The 21,424-nt window shown below is 61.5% G+C and carries 19 protein-coding genes; 1 reads left to right on the forward strand and 18 read right to left on the reverse strand.

All coding sequences use genetic code 11. The annotated features are described in order from the left end of the window. Positions 1 to 57: 57 nt before the first annotated feature. Positions 58 to 1,566, reverse strand: coding sequence for a PLP-dependent aminotransferase family protein (locus ACNYC6_RS27050; RefSeq protein ID WP_419709973.1), 1,509 nt, complete (start codon positions 1,564 to 1,566; stop codon positions 58 to 60). Between the two features lie 182 nt (positions 1,567 to 1,748). Between ACNYC6_RS27050 and ACNYC6_RS27055 the strand changes: the two genes are divergently transcribed. Then, positions 1,749 to 2,129, forward strand: coding sequence for a RidA family protein (locus tag ACNYC6_RS27055; RefSeq protein ID WP_338581726.1), 381 nt, complete (start codon positions 1,749 to 1,751; stop codon positions 2,127 to 2,129). A 1-nt stretch (position 2,130) separates the two neighbouring features. Here ACNYC6_RS27055 and ACNYC6_RS27060 read toward each other — a convergent pair whose 3' ends face one another. From ACNYC6_RS27060 to ACNYC6_RS27140, 17 genes are all read right to left on the reverse strand, one after another. Then, the gene (locus ACNYC6_RS27060; protein WP_419709974.1) at positions 2,131 to 2,823 is read right to left on the reverse strand and encodes an N-acetyltransferase family protein; all 693 of its coding nucleotides are present in this window, start codon (positions 2,821 to 2,823) and stop codon (positions 2,131 to 2,133) included. A gap of 215 nt (positions 2,824 to 3,038) precedes the next feature. Continuing rightward, entirely contained in the window at positions 3,039 to 3,833 is a 795-nt protein-coding gene (locus ACNYC6_RS27065) for a ChbG/HpnK family deacetylase (protein WP_419709975.1), read from the reverse strand. Further along, a complete protein-coding gene (locus ACNYC6_RS27070; RefSeq protein WP_419709976.1) occupies positions 3,805 to 5,010 on the reverse strand; it encodes a GNAT family N-acetyltransferase in 1,206 nt (401 codons plus the stop codon). Before ACNYC6_RS27070 ends, ACNYC6_RS27065 begins: the two co-directional genes overlap by 29 nt. 4 nt (positions 5,011 to 5,014) lie before the next feature. Then, positions 5,015 to 5,704 carry an N-acetyltransferase gene (locus ACNYC6_RS27075; protein WP_419709977.1) on the reverse strand — a complete coding sequence of 230 codons (690 nt, stop codon included), beginning with the start codon at positions 5,702 to 5,704 and terminating at the stop codon, positions 5,015 to 5,017. Positions 5,705 to 5,790: 86 nt separating this feature from the next. Further along, on the reverse strand, positions 5,791 to 7,710 hold the full coding sequence (locus tag ACNYC6_RS27080; protein WP_419709978.1) for a hypothetical protein: 1,920 nt from the start codon (positions 7,708 to 7,710) through the stop codon (positions 5,791 to 5,793). After that, a complete protein-coding gene (locus ACNYC6_RS27085; RefSeq protein WP_419709979.1) occupies positions 7,707 to 9,011 on the reverse strand; it encodes a lipopolysaccharide biosynthesis protein in 1,305 nt (434 codons plus the stop codon). The genes ACNYC6_RS27080 and ACNYC6_RS27085 overlap by 4 nt, the downstream gene beginning before the upstream one ends. Further along, entirely contained in the window at positions 9,008 to 10,009 is a 1,002-nt protein-coding gene (locus ACNYC6_RS27090; RefSeq protein ID WP_419709980.1) for a polysaccharide deacetylase family protein, read from the reverse strand. The genes ACNYC6_RS27085 and ACNYC6_RS27090 overlap by 4 nt, the downstream gene beginning before the upstream one ends. A gap of 12 nt (positions 10,010 to 10,021) precedes the next feature. Then, the gene (locus tag ACNYC6_RS27095; RefSeq protein ID WP_419709981.1) at positions 10,022 to 11,158 is read right to left on the reverse strand and encodes a glycosyltransferase; all 1,137 of its coding nucleotides are present in this window, start codon (positions 11,156 to 11,158) and stop codon (positions 10,022 to 10,024) included. Continuing rightward, positions 11,151 to 12,119: a glycosyltransferase gene (locus ACNYC6_RS27100; protein ID WP_419709982.1), complete on the reverse strand. Its 969-nt coding sequence runs from the start codon at positions 12,117 to 12,119 to the stop codon at positions 11,151 to 11,153. The genes ACNYC6_RS27095 and ACNYC6_RS27100 overlap by 8 nt, the downstream gene beginning before the upstream one ends. After that, positions 12,116 to 13,483 carry an O-antigen ligase family protein gene (locus ACNYC6_RS27105; protein WP_419709983.1) on the reverse strand — a complete coding sequence of 456 codons (1,368 nt, stop codon included), beginning with the start codon at positions 13,481 to 13,483 and terminating at the stop codon, positions 12,116 to 12,118. Before ACNYC6_RS27105 ends, ACNYC6_RS27100 begins: the two co-directional genes overlap by 4 nt. Then, entirely contained in the window at positions 13,480 to 14,595 is a 1,116-nt protein-coding gene (locus ACNYC6_RS27110) for a glycosyltransferase family 4 protein (RefSeq protein ID WP_419709984.1), read from the reverse strand. The genes ACNYC6_RS27105 and ACNYC6_RS27110 overlap by 4 nt, the downstream gene beginning before the upstream one ends. Then, on the reverse strand, positions 14,580 to 16,172 hold the full coding sequence (locus ACNYC6_RS27115; protein ID WP_419709985.1) for a GumC family protein: 1,593 nt from the start codon (positions 16,170 to 16,172) through the stop codon (positions 14,580 to 14,582). The genes ACNYC6_RS27110 and ACNYC6_RS27115 overlap by 16 nt, the downstream gene beginning before the upstream one ends. A gap of 17 nt (positions 16,173 to 16,189) precedes the next feature. Beyond that, complete coding sequence (locus ACNYC6_RS27120; RefSeq protein WP_419709986.1) at positions 16,190 to 17,215, reverse strand: polysaccharide biosynthesis/export family protein; 1,026 nt, start codon at positions 17,213 to 17,215, stop codon at positions 16,190 to 16,192. Positions 17,216 to 17,237: 22 nt separating this feature from the next. Then, the gene (locus tag ACNYC6_RS27125) at positions 17,238 to 17,885 is read right to left on the reverse strand and encodes a CpsD/CapB family tyrosine-protein kinase (protein WP_419709987.1); all 648 of its coding nucleotides are present in this window, start codon (positions 17,883 to 17,885) and stop codon (positions 17,238 to 17,240) included. Beyond that, the gene (locus ACNYC6_RS27130; RefSeq protein WP_419709988.1) at positions 17,885 to 18,631 is read right to left on the reverse strand and encodes a sugar transferase; all 747 of its coding nucleotides are present in this window, start codon (positions 18,629 to 18,631) and stop codon (positions 17,885 to 17,887) included. The genes ACNYC6_RS27125 and ACNYC6_RS27130 overlap by 1 nt, the downstream gene beginning before the upstream one ends. Continuing rightward, positions 18,628 to 19,689 (reverse strand): NAD-dependent epimerase, encoded by a 1,062-nt coding sequence (locus tag ACNYC6_RS27135; RefSeq protein WP_419709989.1) that lies wholly within the window; start codon positions 19,687 to 19,689, stop codon positions 18,628 to 18,630. The genes ACNYC6_RS27130 and ACNYC6_RS27135 overlap by 4 nt, the downstream gene beginning before the upstream one ends. Next, positions 19,686 to 21,038, reverse strand: a complete 1,353-nt coding sequence (locus tag ACNYC6_RS27140; RefSeq protein ID WP_419709990.1) for a UDP-glucose dehydrogenase family protein — start codon at positions 21,036 to 21,038, stop codon at positions 19,686 to 19,688. Before ACNYC6_RS27140 ends, ACNYC6_RS27135 begins: the two co-directional genes overlap by 4 nt. Positions 21,039 to 21,424 lie beyond the last annotated feature (386 nt).

Here is a 21,424-nt window from a genome sequence, read left to right on the forward strand (position 1 = left end):
AGTCAGGAACTCTCGATAGATCCATTACTATTTAATTGATAAGACCACTTTGCCCCTTCAGCGGGGCTGTTGCAGATGCCCCATGCGGATCAATGCCTGTGCCAGCGCCTCAACGCGAGCTTTGGCCTGGTCCTCTGGCGTGCCGGCAAAACCGATCAACAGCGCGGGCGGCAGGTAGTTTTGCAGGCAGTAGTCGCTCAGGGCATAGGTGTGGATATTGTGCCGGGCCAGCTCCTTGGCGATGGTGTCGGCATCGAGCTCTGGTGGAAGCCAGGCGATCAGGTGCATGCCGGCTTCAACCGGGGTGATGGTGAAAAAATCACCCAGCTGTTGCTGCAACTGCTCGATCAATGCGTGCTGGCGGACCTGATACAGCGCCCGCATGCGGCGGATATGCCCGAGAAAATGGCCCTCACTCATGAAGTCGGCGGTCACCGCTTGCAGGAGTGTCGGCGGGCTGCGATCCATGACTGCACGCAAGGTGCAAAAGGGTTCGATCAAGGCGTGGGGCAGTATCACGTAGCCCAGGCGCAGCGAGGGGAAAAGCACCTTGCTGAACGTCCCGACGTAAATCACCCGGGCGCGCTGGTCCATGGCATACAGCGCGGGTAAGGGGCGGCCGCTGTAACGGAACTCGCTGTCGCAGTCGTCTTCGATGATCCAGCTCTGCTGATGCGCGGCCCAATCGATGAGCGCCTGGCGTCGCGCGTAGCTCATGGTCACGCCCAAGGGATGCTGGCGCGCCGGCGTGGTAAACACCAGTCGGGCATCAGGGCATTCGGCCAGGCCTTGCTGGATGTCGATGCCCTGATCGTCGATGCGCAACGGCACCACCTGGCCACCCTGGGCCTGGAACGCGATGCGCGCGGCGATGTGCCCGGGGTCTTCCATCCAGACGCTGTCGTGCGGATTGAGCAGCAACATGCCCAGCAGGTTGAAGGCCTGCTGGGCACCGGAAACGATCACCACCTGCTCGGCCGTGCAGTCGATGCCTCGGGCGTCGAAGACGTACTCGGCAATCGCCGTGCGCAAGGCCTGCAGCCCTTGAAGTTCGCCATAACCGAGCATCGCCTTGGTTGGTTTGTGCAAGTGGCGACTCATCAGGCGCTTCCAGATAGGTTGCGGGAACGCGTCATAGGTGTTGTGGCTGGGCAGAAACGAGGTGGGGCTTGCGGGGTCCCAGTCGGCATAGGACACCCCGCGAAAATGCTCGCTGCGCAGCGACAGCATCGACTGGCTCAGGTCCGACAGGCGCGGTGGCTGGCGCTGTTGCTCATCGTCGGCGAGGCCACGGCTTTCCCACTCGTCACCGACGTAGGTGCCCGCTCCGGTGCGCGAAGCCAGAAAGCCTTCGGCAATCAATTGGTCGAAGGCATTGAGGATAGTGATCCGCGACAGCGCCAGTTCCTGGCTCAAGGTCCGGGTCGATGGCAGGCGGACGCCGCCTTGAAGCCGTCCGGACAATATCTGTTTGCGAATCTGCAAATAGAGCTGACGGTAGAGGGGAACGGCACTGGTCCGGTCCAGATCGATGCCCGACAACAGCAGGCCGGCAGGGGATTTCATGACAGGCTCGTCTGGATGGCGTGAGGAGATGAGCGCAAGGGTATCCAGAGGCACCGGATAAGTCACTCTGCCGACATGGCGGATGGGCGAACAAAAAACTTGCGGTAAACTGCCCGCGCAGAAGGCGTCGCAGCGTTGCATCGCCACGGCGCCCCCATTATCTCCTCCCGTACGAGAGTCCCATGGCAAACCAAGACATCACGTTCACTCCCGATCCCGATGCGGATTCCATCTCCTCCGACGTCGCCGGTTTCGGTGGGTTGCTGGTCTCTACGCAAATCCCGACCCGCGCAGACGGCAGCCTGGAGCTGGGCGATATCACCGTGCAAAGCGAGTGCACTTTGCAGGCGCTCAAGGTTGCGCTCGAGCGCGCCGGCAGCTCCATGGACCGCGTGCTGCACCTGACCATCTACCTCACCGACATGGCCGACCGCGCCGCGTTCAATGAAGTCTACAAGCGCTTCTTCGCCAAACCGTGGCCGGTGCGCGCCGCCGTGGGTGTGGCGGCGCTGGCGGTTGAAGGCATGCGCGTGGAAGTCACCGCGATGGCCGCCAAGGCCTGAGTCAGGCCTGCGCTGCCGCCGCCACCACCGGGCGCCCCGGTTTACGCAGAGGGTCCAGGCGTGAGCCGGTGTAGCGGGTTTCACGGAAGAAGCGCCAGCGGCCGAACAGACCATAGACATGGGTGACGCGGCCCTGTTCGTGGTAGCCCATGCGGATGTGCAGTTTCAGCGCCGGGATGTTGTGGGTTTCGCAGACGTCCACCACCTTGTTGCAGCCTTGCGCCGCCATCGCTTCCCACAGCGCGACCTGTACGTCCACCGACAGGCTGGTGCCGAAGTAGGCGCGGGTCATTTCACCGCCGAACTCGAAAAACTCGCCGGGTTTGACCGGGAACCAGCAGCCGTAATAGTGACGGTCGTGGTAGTCGCGAACGCTGCCCCAGATGAACCCGATCGCATGACCTTCTTCGTCCAGGTACATGTGGCCGGTATGACCTTCGGCGGCCAGTTCGGCCATGGTTTGCACCCGGTCACCGAAGTGTTTGGTAAACGCGACGGCGTTTTCCGGAGTGATGATTACCTGACGCACGCCGGAGTAGGGGCGCAATTTGTGCGGCGGCACCGGGCTGACCAGGTCGCGCTCCATCCAGAGCAACTCCCAGTGGAAAAACACATAGCGTTTCCACAGTGTGCTGAACGTGCGGCTCAGGCCTTTTTGTTTGATTCGTTCGCGGAGTTTGTCGATCAGGTTCATGAAGCCCTCCTTGGCCGGGATTGGCCGTGCTTTGGGTGAAGGTACTGATGGGTATAGATCACCATGGCCTTTGCATGGCAGCTCCTTTACCAGCAATTTGTTTCAATATGTGTTTCAGTATTGACACAGTTTTTCCGGCGTCAAAAAGCCGCGCTCCGGGGTATCCGGAGGGGCTTTTTGAGGGGGAATCCGAGGGTTGAAAGAACCCGGAATGATTACTCCATCACAGTCTCTGCACGCCTGTGGATGGCATTGCCGGCGACGCTGTAGGCGACCCTAGGCACACCCGGCAATCGTTGCTCCAGCAGGGCGCTCAACGATTCGCCCTGTTCCAGATAGGCATCGCCAAAATCGGCGCCGAGCTGGTTGGGGTGGGCGACGATTTCCAGCAAACCGTCAGTGGGCGGCGCCGCGTTACGCAAATCCACCGGGGTGCAGACATAGTCGGCGGTGGCGCCGGCCAGACTGTTCAAACGGTGGTTGAGCAATTGTTTGAACAAGCGCTTGGGCAGGCTCAGGTTTTGCCCGAGGTTGCGCGCCAATCGCACCGGCACACCCTGGCGCGCCGCGAACCGCGCGACGATTTCGCCGATGGGCCAGATGTTGTGCACGTGTTGATGGGAATCCAGATGGCTGGGGCGCACGCCGTTGTCCACGCAGCGTTGCCATTGGGCTTCGAGTTCTTCTTCCACCGCGAGTCGATCCTGACGACCGAGCCACAGGCGGGTACGCGACAGGTTGAGGTCGAACACGCCGGCGCTGTCGCAGAAGGTCCGGCGCGTGAGAATGCGCCGGCTCAAGGGGCGGCCGTAAGTGAGGTTGAAGTGCAGGCCGATGCGTCCCACCAGCAATGGATGTTGAGCCAGCGCACACGCCGCTTCGAAGGCCGGCATGTTGGCCATGGCGGTAGCGGAACTGATGATCCCGGCCTGGAACGCGCCGAGGATCACCGCGTTCTCGCAGGCGCTGAGGCCGAAGTCGTCAGCGTTGACTATGACTTGCTGTGGCATGTTCGCCCTCCATGAGTGTGTCGGTGGGTGCAGGTGCTCTGGTTACGGGGGGCGTAACGGGGACAGGGACGCTGGCCGCTGCCGCACGCTTGGCCCGCCATTGCTGCACCACGGGTTTGAGCCGTTGCCAGAAGCGCAGGGCCAGGCCTAGCGCCAGGCCGCTCGGACGCCAGGAGTAGAAACTCCAGCGCCAGTGTTCCATTTGTCCGGTCATGCGTTCGTGCAGCTGATGACTGGAGTTTTCCAGGCTTACCCGCGATGCATCGATCCAGCGCCAGTTGTCGTCCAACCCCCAGCGAATCCATTCTTCGAGCAACACCCGACCGCTGCCGAGGTCGGCAAATTGCGGCAGGAATGCCAGGTTGTAATCGTACAGCCGTCCCTGTTCCAGCAAGCCGAGGCGGTAGCTGATGCAACGTCCGTCCAGCTCCAGTACCACCACGCGCACCAGGCCTTGGGCGGCGAGGGCGGTGAAGGCCTGGTCCATCCATTGGCGGTGGCGTTCGTCGGCGAAAATGCCCACGCCTTCATCGCCTTTCCAGCTCACCGCTTCCACCTCGGCGATGGCCTTGAGCAATGGCCCCATGGTTGCCGCATCGGGGGTGATACGGCGCACCTGCGCGCCACACGCGGCAATGCGCTTGCGGGCCCGGCGCAGTTTGTAGCGCGGATCGCCGGAGACTTCCAAGCGGTCCGCATCGGTGATCAGGTGCACCGGCGCGCGACAACTGAGGCGGCGCTCGGCGGTCGAACTGCGGGAGGTCCAGTGCGCCAGTGCGCTGTCCTCGCCTGCCAGTTCATTGAGTTGCAGCACGGCATGGGGCAGTCGACGGCGAACCTCGGTCAACGCCTTGCGCATGTCCGTGGCATCCACGCACGCGAGCAGCGCGAGGCGATCGGCGAGGGGATAGCCCAAGTGATGCAACACCCGAAACGGCAATCCGCCGAACCGCTCGACGGACGCCACTAACGGCAGGCACAGAATCAGTTCACCAGCCTGCCAGCCGAGCAGCACGTGCAAGCGTTCACCGGCCGTCAATGCCTGTTGTGACGCCACCATCCAGGCCAGGGCGTTGAACGGCGTGTGGTCCATCACTCGCAGACGCAGCGCTTCATAGGCCGCTGCGGGAAAGTCAGCGGTGCACAGCGAAGTACGCCATTCAAATCGCACGGTCATAGGTTCAGGCCACCGAAGCTGTCGCAGGTGAACGTTCCGGTTTGCGCAAGGTATCCAGGCGCGAGCCGGTGTAGCGCGATTCACGATAAAAGCGCCAACGGCCAAACAGTTCGTACACGTTCATGATGCGCCCCTGTTCCTTGTATCCGGTGCGAATGTGCAGTTTCAGCGCCGGGACGTTGTGCCATTCGCACACATCCACCACCTTGTTGCAGCCCTGGGCGTGCATGGCCTTCCACAGCTCCGTTTGCAGGTCCATCGACAGCGACGTGCCCCAGTAGCCCCGGGTCAGTTCGCCGCCGAATTCGAAGAACTCGCCTTCTTTCACCGGGAACCAGCAACCGTAGTAATGGCGGTCGTGATAGTCGCGTGCGGCGCCCCAGATGAACGCCACCGCGTCGCCTTTTTCGTCCAGATGCATCTGTCCGGTATGACCTTCGCGGGCCAGTTCGGCCATGGTGTCCACCCGGTCACCGAAATAGCGGGTGAACGCCACGGCATTTTCCGGGGTGATGCTGACCACGCGCAGTGGCGGGTAGGACTTGAGTTTATACGGTGCTATGGGGCTGACCAGGTCGCGCTCCATCCACAGCAGTTCCTCGTGGGAAAACACGAAGTGTTTCCACGCTTTTTTGACGGTGGCCCGCAGGCCTTTCTGTTTGATGTGTTGGCTGAGCTTCTGCAGTGCACTCATGTTATTGGCTCCTGACGGGTTGACCCGCAAGTGGAGTAAACCAGCGCGCGGCGAAATGCCTGCGCGGCCAAGCAGTCGAGCGGCGGTCATGAGGCGTTCCAGCTCAGGGCGAACAGGGTTTGCCCTGGCAGCTCAAAGCTCACGCGACCGTCGTTGCAGTGTAACGGTGCGTCGCGGCTGCGGTTGTCCGCGCCGAAATAACGCAATGAGCCATTGGCCAATGGGCACGCCGCGCCGTTGAGGCTGACATGCTGCAAACGCGAACCTTTGTTGACTCCCAGCAGGCTGCGTTTGCTGTCGTCGGCCATGGCCAGGACGTCGACTTCAAAGGCATCGTTTTCCAGGTACATCACACTGTGCAGCCAGTGCTGGCCGATGAATTGCTGGGCCAGGCCGACCGGTTTGAGTTCGAACTGATCGTTGCCCTTCACCCGCAGCATGCCCTTGGGGTACTCGGGCTCGTCGGCGGCCTGGAACCAGTTGAGCATCTCCAGCAGACCGTCCTGGGACGAATTGATAACCACCGAGGCCCACCACAGCGAGGCGAAGTGGGTTTCCTGATCGTAAGGGCTCAGGCTCGAACCGCTGGACATGTTGGTCTGGTCCAGCAGCAAGGCCTTGCGCGGCCGGCCGTTGGCGTCGAGTCCGACGAGATCGGCGGCGCGACGCACGCTGTCGCGGTAAACCCGGGTCGCCAGCAAATCGCGAATCATCCACTCGTGCCAGGCCAGCGCATCGACCTGATCACCGGATTCCTTCAGCAGTCGTTTGGCCCAGTCGATGCCGCGCTTGTCGGCCGCGTTGTCAGCGAGCGGGCCATTGATCAGCCGTGAGCTGGCGGGCATGGCGATGCGCACACCAGCCTTGGCGTTGTCGGGGTTGCTGCGCACCTGCCGGGCCATGCTGGTGAAAATGCTTTGGTAGCTGGCGTAGTCCGGGTAGTTGAGGTTCGGCTCGTCGGCAAAACCGATGTAATGGGTGCCTTTGCCGCCGAGGGCACGGGTCGCGGCCAGCCAGGCGTCGAGGCCGGCATTGCTCGTGGTGTCGGCGCGCAGGTCAGCCTGACGCTGGCTGCCGGCGAGCAGGGTGATGTCCTGGGTAATGCCGAAGCGATCCTGATACAACTGGCGGAACGCGTCTTCGTAGTGCGGCTGTTTCGCCGTGATATCGACGAGACTGTAATAGGCACCCGCCTGCGGTTTGATCGCGTCGAGCACGGCGTAGCTTGAAGGCGGCGGCATCACGTAGGGGAGGGCGATCCCCAGGTTCGGCGTGTTGCCGAGGACTTTGTCGTGCAAGGTCAGGCGGGTCTGGCCGTCGTCTTCACGCAGCGGTTTAAGCTGCTGCGGATTCTGCGCGAACAGGTTGGCCGTGCCGTCAAGCCAGAATGCCGCTTTGCCGCTGCCTTGCAGGCGTAGGCGCCAGACCTGATCGGCTGTGGCCACGGGCAAAGCGACCTGATCGAACTGCCAATAAGCGCGGTAGGGTTTCAGCGCCAGCGACACTTGTTTACTGTCGCCGACCCGTTGTGCTTGCAGGGCGCCGACGCCCCCATGGAACTTGCCCGCCAGCACGGCGTGTTCGCCGGCCGCCACCTTGAAAAACAGCTCGTCGCCGTCGCGGGTTTCCGCGCTGAAATGCACCTTGGCCGGAGCAAACAACGCCACCGTGCGCTCGTCGTGCTCGACCGTGTAGCGGCGGAAACTGTAGCCGGGAATCTCCAGTCGATAACTGCTGGCGCCTGGCGCCAACGGCCAACTCTGGCTGCCCCGGGTTTCACTGGCGGCAATCGGCCGGTCGCCTGCCAATTTGCCCTGGCCATCGAGCAAGTACAGGTGTTCTTCGTTGGCGTCCGCCTGCCACGCCGGCACCCAACGCACGATCACGTTGTCGGGGCGATCCGCTTGCAGGTAAAGACTGCCGTCACGGATGTCGGCCCAGCGCATCGGCCCGGCATAAGTGTCGAGCGACAGTCCCAGGCTCACCGCCAGCGCGAAATGTTTCATGCTGACTTCCGTTGCAGGATGTACAGCATCGGCATCACATCGCGGGGCAGGATGATCAGGGTTTGCCACAGCGGAACGTGGCTCAAGCGGCAATACATCACCAGCAGCGCGACGGTCACCGCCAGGTAAGCGATGGACGAAGCCGCCGCTGCGCCGACGATGCCGTAGGCGGGGATCAGCAACAGGTTCAGCGCCAGGTTGAGCAGGGCGCCGAGGCCCATCAGCAGGGAAATCGAACCGGGACGATCCTTGCCCAGCAAATCGAGGCGCAAGATGCTCGCGTAGCACAAGCCGAGCAGCCCCGGCAGCAGCGCCAGCAAGGCCGGATACGCCGACTGATAGGCGACACCGAACAAGGTGACGATCAGCCATTCGCCGATCACCGCCATGGTCAGACACGCGCCGAGCATCACTGTCGCGGTCAGGCGCAGGGCCAGTGGCGTGACTTTTTCAATGCCTTCTTCCTGTTGCAACAGGCGTTTCATCAGCGGCGTGGTCACCGCTTCCGGCACGATCAGGAGCAATTCGGCGGCGGCGCTGGCCATGGCGTAATGACCGAGCGCGGTGCTGCCGAGCAGGGCGCCGATGAACAAATAATCGGAACGCAAAATCACTTGTTGAAAGAGCAGGTCCGGATGACTGCGGGCACTGAAGCGCAGCAGTTCGTTCTGGCTGGCGCGGTCCCATTGCAGGGTCAGCGGTTGATTGCGTTTAAGCCAGACCCAGCCGACCAGCACCACCAAACTGATGCCCGCCAGCCAACTGATCAGCGCCGCTTCCAGCGCGGCACTTTTCCACATCCAGAACAACGCGAGGAACAGCAGCAGCGGTGCCAGCGATTCGATCAGGCGCAAGGCGTTGAAAGCCACCACGCCGCCCGAAGCGTTGTGCAGCGTCAGCAGTCCGCTCTTGAGCACGGTCAACGGCACCGCCAGCAACAACAGCCAGGCGAGCAAGCCGAGTTGGGTGGTGATGTCCAGTTCGCGGCCGAATTCACGGGTCAGTGCCACCACCAGCAAGGTCAGCAAACCCGCCAGCAGACAACCAAAGACCAATACCTGACTGAGCAACAGCCCCATCGGTCGTTGCTTGGCCGCCTGGTAACCCACTGCCGAGTTCAGCCCACCACTGGTGGCGGCGCTGATCAGGTCGGGCAGGGTGCTGAGCAGGGCAAACAGGCCGCGTTCGCTCGGCCCGAGAATCCGCGCCAGCAACACGTTGCGCAGCAAGCGCAGGCCGATCATTGCCAGTTTGGTGCCCATGCTCAGGGCCAGGTGTTTAAGGTATTGGCTGCGACTCATGGGCGCGCCCCACGGTAGATGCGCCAGGACAACAATTGCGGGTTACGCGCAGTGCGTTGGCTGACACCGAACCGAGGCAGGGACAGCGCATCGCTGGTGCCCCGATAAATGCCGGTGCCGGTGCCCAGGGCAAACGGGAAGTCGTGCTCGGCCACGTGTTGCCGCACCCGTTCGTCGTTGTCGCCGTTGGGGTAGCAGTAGACCGGCAGTGGGCGATTGCAGCCGTTCAGCAATGCCTGGCGACTGCGGCTCAATTCTTCATCCAGGGTTTGATCGTCGAGCCCGGTGAGGATCGCGTGACTGGCGCCGTGGGGGCCGAAACGGATCAACCCGCTGGCTTCCAGCGAACGCACTTGATGCCAGTCCAGCGCTTGCGGCAACGAGTCTTGCGGGCACTCGTCTGTCAGGCGATTGAGCTCTGACGGCGACAGGGTTTTCAGGTTCTGTAAAAAGTGCAGCAGTGCCAGGCTACGCCGTTGCACATCCGGGTCATTACACAGCACCGGCAACGGCCGATCCAGTTGCTGCAAGCATTCGATCAAGTGCAAGCGGGCCTTTTCGCCGTGGCTGTTCCACAGGGTTTCGCCGATGCTTTCCCACCAGAAACGCTGGCGGCTGCCGATGAAATCGGTGGAGAGGAAAATACTCGCCGGCACCTGGTTTTTTTGCAGCAGCGGGAAGGCGTTCACCGCGTTGTCGCGCCAGCCGTCATCGAAGGTCAATGCCACTCTGGGCCGCTCGGACCTGAGGTTGCCCGGTTGCAGGATTTCCATCAGCGGCACGCAGTCGAAGTGCTTTTTTAGCCAGACCAGCAAGTGTTCAAAAGCCTTGGGGCCCACGCACAGTTCATTGCGATGGGGCAGTGCGGCGGCACGGTCGTCCGCCAGCACCCGATGCAGCATCAGGATGACCCCGGCGCCATGCAGTTGCTGGCGTCCGACCGAGGAGTTGAGGTACAGCCAGCCACTGGTGCGTTTTAATAGTTGTTTGATCGCCATGGCACGTGCCTCTCATCGATTTTGCTCAGGGTTCCATTGCGCATAACGCTGACCGCGCAGGAACTGCCACAGCCCGATGCTCATCCCGGCGAGGGTTACCAGGAGGAACGCGGCGAGGCGAAAGGGTTTGGGCAAGCGGTGTTGCGAATCCAACAGGCCGGCGATGGCCGCCGAGTAGCCCAGCAGTTGGGCGATCAGGCTCAGGCGATAAAAACCGTGGTCGTCCCACAGCCAGAAATTGCTCAGCAGCAGCGGCAGCAACAGGATGGGTGCCAGGCGCCGGATCAATTTGTGGCTGATCAGCGCAATCGCATACAGGCCATGTTTCAGCGGATTGAGCAGTTCGCGACGCTGGGCCAGGCTTTGCAGGCCGCCGACAGTCACACGCTGGCGGCGCCGGAATTGCTTGTCGGCTTCATCCACGCCGGTGTCGATCACCCGGGCTTCGGGCACGTAGATGATTCGCTTGAACGCCACCGGCGCGCAGGTGCTGATAAAGAAGTCATCGTTAACCTCCGCCGGCACGTTCTGGAACAACTCGCGGCGCAAGGCGAGCAGTGCGCCGTCGGCGGAGACCATGCAACCGGTGCGGTTTTCAACGTAGCGCAGCCAGCCTTCGTAATGCCGATACAGGCTGTCGCCGATGCTCAAGCCCTTGCCGGTCACCGGGATCAGCATGTGCCCGGCGCAGGCGCCCACTTGCGGATCGGCCAGCGGTGGGAGCAAATGGCCCAGGGTGTCGTGGGACCATTGATTGTCGGCGTCGGTGAACACCAGAATTTCACCGGTACTGAGCGCGGCACCGGCATTCAATGTCGCCGCCTTGCCCTGGCGCGGCAGGTCGAGCACGGTGATGCGCGGATCGACAACCTTGCGCGCGCAGGCCACGGTGTCGTCGGTGGAACCGTCGCTGGCCAGAATGATCTGCAGCGAGCGCGCCTGATAATCCTGGGCCAGCACGGTGCGCAGTTTCTCCTCGATGTGCCGTGCCTCGTTGTGCGCGGCAATCACGATGCTCACATCCATTGGCGCCGCCGGACCATGGCGCCGCGCGGCGAAAAACGGCGCGAGCAAGGTCAGCAGCAACGGGTAGCCGAGGTAGGCGTAGACCGGCAACAACAGGCACAACCAGAAAATGAATTCAGCCACGGGCAGGCCTCCTGGCATTCCAACGACATAGACTGAGAATAAATGCAGCGCCGGCCAGGTGCAGACGCACCCAGTGCAGGCCCCACAGTTGCAGGGTCAGGCCGACGTCGTGGTGCCGGGCACTCTGGCGCAGGCTCAGTCCCAGTGCGGGCAGGACCGTCAGCATCATCATGAGCGCCGCATGATGGGGGAAGCCATCGAGCAGGGCGGAAATCGCCATGAAATCAATGATCCAGGCAGCGATCGACAGCAACGGAAAGCGCAACAGCCGCAGGCTCATGCCGTGGGTGCGTAACAGCTGCAGATGACTGCCCTGACGCCACATCTCTTTGCCCATCCACTCGCGCCAGTTCATTTCGTAGCCCCAGTGCAGGGCGACGTTTTCATTCACCGACAGTAAGCGCGCACCTTTGGCGCGCTGGCGCAGGGTGAAATCCTTGTCCTCGCCGGTGCGCAAGGTTTCGTTGAAACCGCCGACGTCGTCGAACCACGAACGGCGCATCAGCAGGTTGGCGCTGGGCAACCAGTCCACCACTTGCACGTTATGACGCAGTGGGCGCGAGGTCCGCCGTTGCCAGGCCGTGGCGTACCAGGGCGCTTGCGCCGGCGTATGCAGGTCCAGGCCAAACACGTCGGCGACGTCTGCCGATTCCAGCTTCAGCAAGTGAGTGAGCCAGTCTTCGGGCATTTCGATGTCGGCGTCGATGAAGGCCAGCCATTGACCCGTGGCCACTTCGGCCCCGCGATTGCGCAACGCGCCGATCAACAGGCCAGGCATTTCCAGCACCTGCGCGCCGAACTGCCGGGCAATCTGCGGGCCCTGATCGCTGGAGCCGTTGTCGACCACGATCAACTCGCACTCCACGCCTGCCGCATCGGCAGAGTGTTGGGCTGCGAACAGGGTCCGGGCGATGTGCCGGGCTTCGTTGTACATCGGGATGATGATACTGACGCGGCTCATGCCCTGGCCTCCGGGATTGGATTTTCTTCGGCTTTGAGACGCAGCACGCTGGTCAAGGCGAGCATGATCCATACGTACTTTTGGTTCGGTGCGCTGAGGAACATCAGGAACAGCGTCAGCGACAGGAAACTCATACCCAGGTGCGTCATCAGGTCGGCCTGCTGCCAGTTGCGGCGCTGCATCCAGGCCCGTCGGGCACGCATCAGGTTGTACAGGCCCAGAGCGAGCATGCCGACGAACAGCAGCCCGGCGGGAATGCCCAGCTCGCTGAAAATTTCCAGGTAGGTGTTGTGGGCACGGCGGTACAGGTCACCGATTTTGCGATTGGCGGAAAACGCCTTGGCATATCCGGTGGTGGCGTAGTGCAGCGGGAACGTTCCGGGACCGGTGCCCAGCAGCGGGTTCTGACGGATCATCTGGCTGCCGACCACGATGTACGAGGCGCGACGGCCAAGGGATTCGTCCTGGGCCTTGGCGCCCGAGCTCAGGATGCTCAAGGATTGGATGCGTGCGACGTAACCGGGCGGCATTGCATAAATGGCCAGCGGAATGACGATGGCGAACCCGAGCATGGCAAAACCCAGGTGGCGCGGGCGAATGCGCGTCAAATGTGCGCGGTAGTGCCAGGCACCGATCATCACGCTGAGAAACAACACCACCAGCCCCGAGCGGGATTCAGTCTTGGTCATGCCACCCAGCAGCAAAACAAAGCAACCCAGCCAGAACAGGCGCTGCAACAGGTTTGGGCTGCGGATCACCAGCAGCAGCGCCATCGGCACGGCGAAGGCGATCAGCATGGCGAAGGCGTTCGGGTCTTCCAGCAGGCCGGCGGCGCGACCCTGGTCCTGATATTTGCTGGAAAACATTGCCAGTGCGCAGGTCAGGGTGACGCTGAGCGTTACCAGTTTGGCGAACAGATCCATGTTCATCTCACGGCCGATCAACAGCGTGATCACAAACAGGATCAGACCGACGCTCAGTTCCCGCAGATGACCCAGCGACATGCCCATGTCATCGGTGTTCAACAGGCTCAGCAGGTACAACGCCATGAACCCGATCAGGTAGCGCCAGAGGTTGCTGCGCAACCGTTCGGACGGAATCTGGTGCAGGGCCAGTTGCAACATCAGGATCAGCGCCAGTGATGCACCGATCAACTTGGTGCCCGACAGTGCGTTGTCCTTGAAGAAACCTTCCAGCGGTATCAGCGCCGCAATGCCTAACAGGCCCCAGGCCGGTTTGCGGTACAGCACCGCGACACCGACCAGGCCCACCACTGCTCCCGGCGCCAGAAACGGATAAGGGCTGGCCAGCAACACGAGGCAGACCAGGCCGAGCAAACTGACGATCGAGAGCGGAAAAATCACGCGCGTGCCTCCCGTGCGGTATGGATATAAAGCTGCGACCAGCGTTCGGCCAGGGCCTTGAGGTCGTAGTGATCCAGTTGCGTGCGTCTTGCGTGGTCGCTCAACTCTTGTGCCAGCGTCGGATCACGCAGCAGGGTGCCGATCTGCCGGGCGAGGGCGGCGCTGTCGGCGGGTGGCGCCAGCAGGCCGTTGTGCCGGTCTTCCAGCACATCGGGAATCCCGCCGACACCAAACGCCACCACCGGCACGCCAGCTTGCATGGCTTCGAGCAGAATCATCGGCGTGCCTTCAGTGCGCGAGCTGATCACCAGTGTGTCGAGTTGCCGCCACCATGGCCGCATGTCGGTCTGATAACCCGGCAGCGTGATGCGCTCCTGCAAACCCGCTTCGTTGATTCGCACCAGCAGATTGTCGCGTTCCGGGCCGTCGCCGAGCATCACGGCATCCAGTTGCGGGTACTGCTGACACAGTGGAATCAGCGCGTCGAGAAACAGGTCCGGGCCTTTTTCACTGCTCAGGCGCCCGACGTAACCCGCCAGCCAACGCTGACGTGCTGCGCTGTGGTCCTGCAGACCGTTGGTGGCCGGCAAGCCGTTGGGGATCACTTGCAGTTTTTCTGCCCGCACACTGGCCTGGCGGTGCAGCACGGCGATGCTTTCGGCGACGCACACCACACGATTCACCGACGCGGTACGGCACAGTTGCAGGCTCAGCCAGGTGTAGAACTTCTGCTTGCGGCTGCGCGGGGTGAAGCCGTGCTGGGTGATCACCAGTGGCAGGCGCAACAACGTCGCGCCGACCCAACCGAATAGCAGCCCCTTGAAATTGTGCGTGTTGATCAGCGGCCCCTCGGCCCGCCGCTGACGCAAATGCGCCAGCAACGCCCCCAGTCCCGTGCAGCCGCGACAGTCCACCCCGGCCTCGCGAAACCGCGCGAGCAACTCGTACGGTGCATCAAGAAACAGCACCTGATGTTGCCCCGGCGTCGCCAGACAGTGGTCGAGCAACATGCGCTCGGCCCCATAGAAGCCGCCACTGCTGAGCAAATGAATGATCGGCAGTGATGGCCTGCTGTGTCCGGAAGGCAGGGGCGCGTTCAATTGCGCACCCAATGCATGAAGCTCGGCACACCCCAATTCTTGTGCGGATTGCCCTTTTCCGCGTGTTGATCGTTGATCACCAGCAGCACCGGCAGGCCCAGTTCATGGGTGATTTGCGCCGGATGCTTGAAGCGATGATCGAAGAACTCACGCACGTAGACGAAGGCAATCGCCAGCAGCAGACCGGTGAACATGCCGAACGGAATGATCAGCAACGGCTTGGGGAACGCCGCTTCGGTCGGTTCGAAAGGCGGGCTCAGGATTCGGGCGTTGGACAGATCGTTGTCCAGCGAACGGGCGGAGCTGCTTTCGGCAAAGCGTTGGGCATAGGTGGAAAACGCCGCGTGCAAGGCGTCGATCTCGGTGTCCATCTGCCGCAGCTTGCTCTGGGTTTCCTGCAACTGGTGGATACGGTTCTTGAACTCGGCGATGCGCTTGGTCTTCTGGTCGATCACCGAGCTGACAATGGCCAGGTCGTTGGTACGCTCCTGAATCCGGTTGCTCACCACCTTGAGGAACTGCTGGCGGGTACGGGCGATTTGCTCGCGGGTCAGCAGCATCGGTTCGCTGCCCGGCTGGAAGATCGCCAGGTCGTTCATGTAACGGTTGACCTGAGTGGTCAGCGCCTCACCCATCTGTTTGATCTCGCGATCTTCGAAAGCGACGTTGTCCACAGTGGTGGTGAAGGTATAGGGGAAGGTGTAGTCGTTGAGTTTGGAGTTGCTGGCGGCGGCCAGGCTGGTTTTCAGGTATTCGAGCCAGCGCTGGTTTTGCAACAGGCGGTCCTGATACAGGTTCAAGGCCTGTTCTTCAGTGTTGATCGCATTGAGGCGGAAGGTGATTTCCTCTTTCGGATCGGCCGCGCCAACACTTTCCAGCAACGCCTGCCGGTTGCCTTCCAACCCATCGAGTCGCACCTGATACAGGTGTTTCTTGGTTTCGTAGAACGACTGCGGCAAGTCGATCGATTGCAGCGCCTGACGGCTGACCAGGTAGTTTTGCAGCAGCGCTGCGACAAATTTGGTGCCCTGGGTCGGGTCGGGGAAGCTGTAGATGATCGAGATCACGTTGGAGCCCGGCAGCGTTTCAATCTTCAGGCTGTCGATGGCTTGTTGGGTCAAGCCGTCGAGCGCGGTGTCGCGCACTGGATCGGTTTCCATGCCCAGCGCGGCCCTCATCGGGTTGATCACGTGTTCGCGCAACGGTGTAGTGACATAGCGTTTGAACGGCTGGGCCAGCAGTTTGTTGAGCGCACCGGGAGGCGGGGTGTATTCACCCTTGTCCCGCAGCTCGCTGATGGTCTGCCGAATCAGCGCCGGCGAGCGCAGGATATTGCTCTCGGTTTCCATGTCGGCCAGTGACGGCGGAATGAATTGCGCGTTTTCCTGATTCAGCGACGTGGTGGCGTCACCTTGTGAGAGTTTTTTCGACTGCACGATCACCTGGGCGGTGATATCGAAGCTCTGTTTGAGCACCAGCGGCAGCACCAGGGCAATCACTGCAAAGACCAGGAATACCCGCTTCACCAATTGCTTGTTGGCGAAGAAGATCCTGAAGAACTCGTGCAGGTAGTTTTCCTTTGGATTCATGTCGGGTCACCTGAGAGTTAGTTGCTGTCACTGTCTTTGTTGTCGACGCGGTAGCCGAAGCTGAAGCCCACACCCTGGAACAGCACTACATCCGCCAGTTGCCGTGCCAGATCACCGGCGCTGGCCAGTTTGGTCTTGGGCACGTAGAGCATGTCGTCCGGTTGCAGGTAGGCGATCTGCGAGGCATCGCCGGACAGGGCTTTTTCCACGTCATAGCGCCGGGCTTCGACCTGGTTGCCGTTGCGGCGCATGATCACCACTGAGTCCAGGCGCGCCTTGACGTTGGAGCCTCGGGCCAGGGTCAGGGCTTCGAGCACCGAAACCGGGCGACGGATCGGGTAGGAGCCCGGTTGGCCGACTTCGCCCAACACATAGATCTCGTTGCCTGCGGTGGACTTGAGCAGCACGTCGACGGTCATTCGCCCCGGCAGTTGCGCGTACCTTTTATTGAGGAAGGTTTCCAGTTGATTGACGGTCATGCCTTGCAACGGCACGGCGCCGATTTCCGGAAAACTGGCGTAGCCGTCGGTGCCGACAGTGATCTCGCGGCTCATGCCGGTGGCCGGGTGGTTCAGCGCGCTCTTGAGGTTCGACTCGTTGCTCAGCGGGCTGATGACCTGCACGGAGAGTTGGTTGCGATTAGGCTGGAACAGCTGTTTGCGTTGATAGGCACGCTGGATTTCCTGACGGGCCTGCTCGGACGTCAGCCCGGCAATTTTCACCGAGGTGTTGGCGCCAGGCAGTTCAATGGTGCCGTCCGGCAGCACCAGCTGACTGCCATTGAGCTGGCTGGCGGCGGTGAAATTCAGGCCGACCTGGTCACCGGACTGAATGCGATAGGCATCCGAGCCGCTGGTGCTGATGTGGAAGATCACGTCCAGCACATCCTGCGGGCGCAAGGTCTGTTCGACCTTTGGCATGTCGGTGGCCTGGGCGTTGGCCGGTGCGGCCGTGAGGATATTCACCGGCATGTTCTGGGTTTCGGAAGTGCTGGAGCAACCTGCAAGTGGCAGCAACAGCAGGACAAGCATTCTGGCGTTCATCGCGTCATCCTTTTCTGGTTGCTTACAGGTTTTTGTACAGCCACTTGGGCATGTAGTACTTGCGCCGGTTGAACACGCTGCCGACCAGTTTCGCGCCGGCCTGGGTCAGGCGCTGGACCGCGGCCTGGGCCACTTCCCAACGGGTGTCTTCGGAGCGCACGACCATGATTACGCCGTCCACCTGGGTGCTGAGGACCAGTGGGTCGGCGGCCGAATAGACCGCATCGCCGTCAATCACCACGAAGCGATAACGACTGCCGAGTTGGTCGAGCAACGGGCTCAGGCGCTCGGGGGTCAGGTGTTCGCTGCCGCGGGAAAAACGCCCACACGGAAGCACGTGAAAGGGCAGACTGGACACGTCCACCACACAGTCCTGCAGCAGCGGAGGGCTCTGGGTGTTGAACAGCAGGTCGCGAAAGCCGCGCTCCTTGGTCAGCCCGAGCTGATGGCTGAGGTTGGTCGAGGACTGGCTGCTGTCCACCAGCAACACTTTGCCGCTGCTCATTTGTGCCAGTTGACTGGCCAGCACCAGGGCGCTGGTGGTCGTGCCCGCGCCGGGGTTGGCGGCTGTCAGGAACAGGATGCGCAGATCCTGATCGAGCACGGTCGAGGCCAGGTTGGATTCACTGGGATTGGCGATGCTGAGACTTTTAGTTGTTGAACCGTCCATTAGCTTGCTCCGTGGCCGCTGAATACTTTGAAGGGGGTTTTCAACAGGATCTTCAGATCAAGCAGCAGGCTCTGCTCGGCGATATAGCTGAGGTCCAACTCAACGCGCTGGTCGAAGTCGATATTGCTGCGCCCGGAGATCTGCCAGAGGCCGGTCATGCCGGGGTAGATGCTCAGGCGCGCGAGGTGATTGTCCTTATAGCGATAGGCGTTGAACGAAGTAGGCCTTGGGCCTACCAGGCGCATGTCGCCAGTCACCACATTGATCAGGTTGGGCAATTCGTCGAGGCTGGTGCGTCGCAGGAAACCGCCGATGCCGGTGATGCGCGGGTCCTTGTCGATCTTGAAATCGATGGCGTCGGCACCGTGCTTGTTCAGGTGGCGCAGCGATTCCTTGAGTTCCTCGGCGTTGGCCACCATGGTGCGGAACTTGTACATGCCGAACATGCGGCCGCGGTAGCCGGTGCGTTTTTGCACGAACATCACAGGGCCCGGGCTGGTGAGCTTGATGGCCAGTGCCAAGCCCAGCAGTACCGGGGAAATCAGCAGCAGAATCACCAGCGCGCCGAGGCAGGCGAGCACGCGGTTGGTTCGCGACAACGTCCACGGCCGACCACCATCACGGCCCGTCATCCAGCCGCGACCCTGCATGTGGATCGCTGCGTCGAGGCGCATTCGGTGCTCGGGATCCAGCCGTTTATCACGACGTAGCAGTTGAATCGGTACACCTTTTTCATGTCCTGTCATTGGGCAGTCCTCCGCTGTAGTTCAGCCGCGTGCGGCGCATGTGCGATAGGCAGTGGGTAGTAGTCGCGGAACCAGGCGATGAAGCGCCCGAGTCCTTCATCCAGCTCGATACAAGGCTGGAAACCGGTGGCGCGGGCCAGATCGCTGGCATCGGCGCAGGTGTTGAGCACATCGCCGGGTTGCAGAGGCAGCAACTCGACCCGGGCTTTTTGCCCCAGGTGTTTTTCCAGCAACGCCAGGTAGTCCTTGAGTTCCACCGGGTGCTGGCCACCGATGTTGTAGATCCGCCAGGGCGCCATGCTGCTGGCCGGGTCCGGTTGGTCACGGTCCCATTCAGGGTTGGCTTGCGGCGCGCGGTCAATCAGGCGGGCGATGCTCTCGATGATGTCGTCGATGTAGGTGAAATCCCGTTGATGCTCGCCGTAGTTGAACAACTTCAACGGCTTCCCCTCGGTGATCGCCCGGGCAAACTGGATCGGTGACATGTCGGGCCGGCCCCAGGGACCGTACACCGTGAAAAAGCGCAGGCCGGTGCAGGGAATGCCAAACAGATGGCTGTAGCTGTGGGCCATCAGTTCATTGGCTTTCTTGGTCGCGGCGTACAGCGACAGCGGGTGATCGACGCCGTCCTGTACGGAGTAGGGCGTGTGCTGGTTGGCGCCGTACACCGAACTGGACGAGGCGTAGACCAGGTGCTTGACCGGGTGACGACGGCAGCTTTCGAGGATGTTGAGAAATCCGCTCAAATTGCTGTCGAGGTAGGCCCGGGGGTTGTCCAGTGAATAGCGGACACCGGCCTGGGCCGCGAGGTGGATCACCACTTCGGGCCGTTCACGGGCAAACAGGGTCTCGATGGCCGAGGCATCGGCCAGGTCAACCGTTGCGAGCTGGAAATGGCCGACCTGCTCCTGCACCCAGCGCACGCGATCATGCTTGAGTTGCGGGTCGTAGTAGTCGTTGAAGTTATCCAGGCCGACCACCTGATGCCCGTCGCGCAACAGCCGCAACACACAATGGGCACCAATGAATCCGGCGGCTCCGGTCACGAGAATCTTCATGGGCGTGGCGCCTCGGGTACGACGTGACGCAAGCCGATGCCGCTGTAATGCAGACCCGCCGCCGCGACGTGTTCGGGGTTGTACAGGTTGCGCCCGTCGATGATCACCCGTGACCGCAGCTTGCTCGCCAGCAGGTCGAAGTCGACCACGCGGAAGTTCTTCCATTCGGTGCAGATCACCAGCGCGTCGGCATCTTCCAGGGTGTCGTCGCGGGTGGCGCACAGATGCAGGTCGTTCCGGTAGCCGTAGATGCGCCGGCATTCGGACATGGCTTCCGGGTCGTAGGCCTGCACACTGGCGCCCTCGGCCCACAGCGCCTCCATCAGGTAACGGCTGGGCGCCTCACGCATATCGTCCGTGTTGGGTTTGAACGCCAGGCCCCAGATCGCGATCGACTTGCCGGCCAGCCCTTGGGGGAACTGCGACTTGAGCTTGCTGAATAGAATGTGGCGCTGGCTGTCGTTGACGTCGGTGACGCTGCGCAACAGACGCATTGGCATGCCGTTGTGTTCGGCGGTGTGCAGCAGGGCACGCAGGTCCTTGGGGAAGCATGAACCACCGAAGCCGCAACCGGGATAAATAAAGTGATAACCGATGCGCGGGTCCGAGCCGATGCCTTTGCGCACCGATTCAATGTCGGCCCCCAGCAGTTCGGTGAGGTTGGCCAGTTCGTTCATGAAACTGATGCGCGTGGCGAGCATTGCGTTTGCCGCGTACTTGGTCAGCTCGGCGCTGCGGTTGTCCATGAACATCAGCTTTTCATGGTTACGGCAGAAGGGCGCGTACAGCTCGCTCATCTGGTTGCGGGCGGTGTCGTCGCCAGTACCGATGATGATCCGGTCGGGACGCATGCAATCGGCCAGCGCACTGCCTTCCTTGAGAAACTCCGGGTTGGACACCACCCGCACCTGCAACGACCCCTTGTCGCGCCGGTGCAGTTCTTGAAGGGCGGTCGCCGCTACCTGGTCCGCGGTGCCGACCGGCACGGTGGACTTGATGATTAGGGTGCGATCGGCCTCCATGAAACTGGCGATCTGCCGGGCCACATTCAGCACATGGCTGAGGTCGGCGGAACCGTCTTCATCGGCGGGCGTGCCGACGGCGATGAAGATCAACTCGGCGTGTTCGACGGCGTCGCTGGCCTGGGTGGAGAACAGCAAACGACCGGCCTTGATGTTCTCTTCCAGTGTTCCGGACAGGCCAGGTTCACTGATTGGTGGAACAGCTTGTTGCAACTGCTTGATCTTGTTCGGATCGATGTCGACACATAAGACACGATGTCCGACATCGGCCAGTGCCGCTGCTTGTATCAGGCCAACATAGCCCGTACCAAATACGCTCACGTCCATATTGGCGTGCCTCGTAAGTTCGCTGGAAAGATCAGAAGTGGGACTGTCAAATGGGGTATAGCCCAGCCTTGGGAAACCGTGTCAGCAAAATGACATGTTAAAAGAGTAAGACACCCCCAGATTCGGGGGGCCAAATGCCATCAAGTGCTTGCCCCATCTCGATTTAGCGAATTTTTGCAGGCAGACAAAGATTCTGAAGAATGCGATAAACGGTCGTAAGGCTTTAAATTCAACGGTTGTAGGCACTCGAGTGTGTCAGATTTGAGACGATTTTTTTTTGACGCTTTCTTCTCATTTACGCCAATTCTTGCGCTTTGATGGCCCAGTGCTAGTGTCAAAAAATGACCGACAAACTATTGGCCGTCCGCGAGAATGAGTGCCGGAAA

The sequence above is a fragment of the Pseudomonas sp. NFX224 genome (genome assembly GCF_048565165.1).
In the GTDB taxonomy this organism is placed as follows: domain Bacteria; phylum Pseudomonadota; class Gammaproteobacteria; order Pseudomonadales; family Pseudomonadaceae; genus Aquipseudomonas.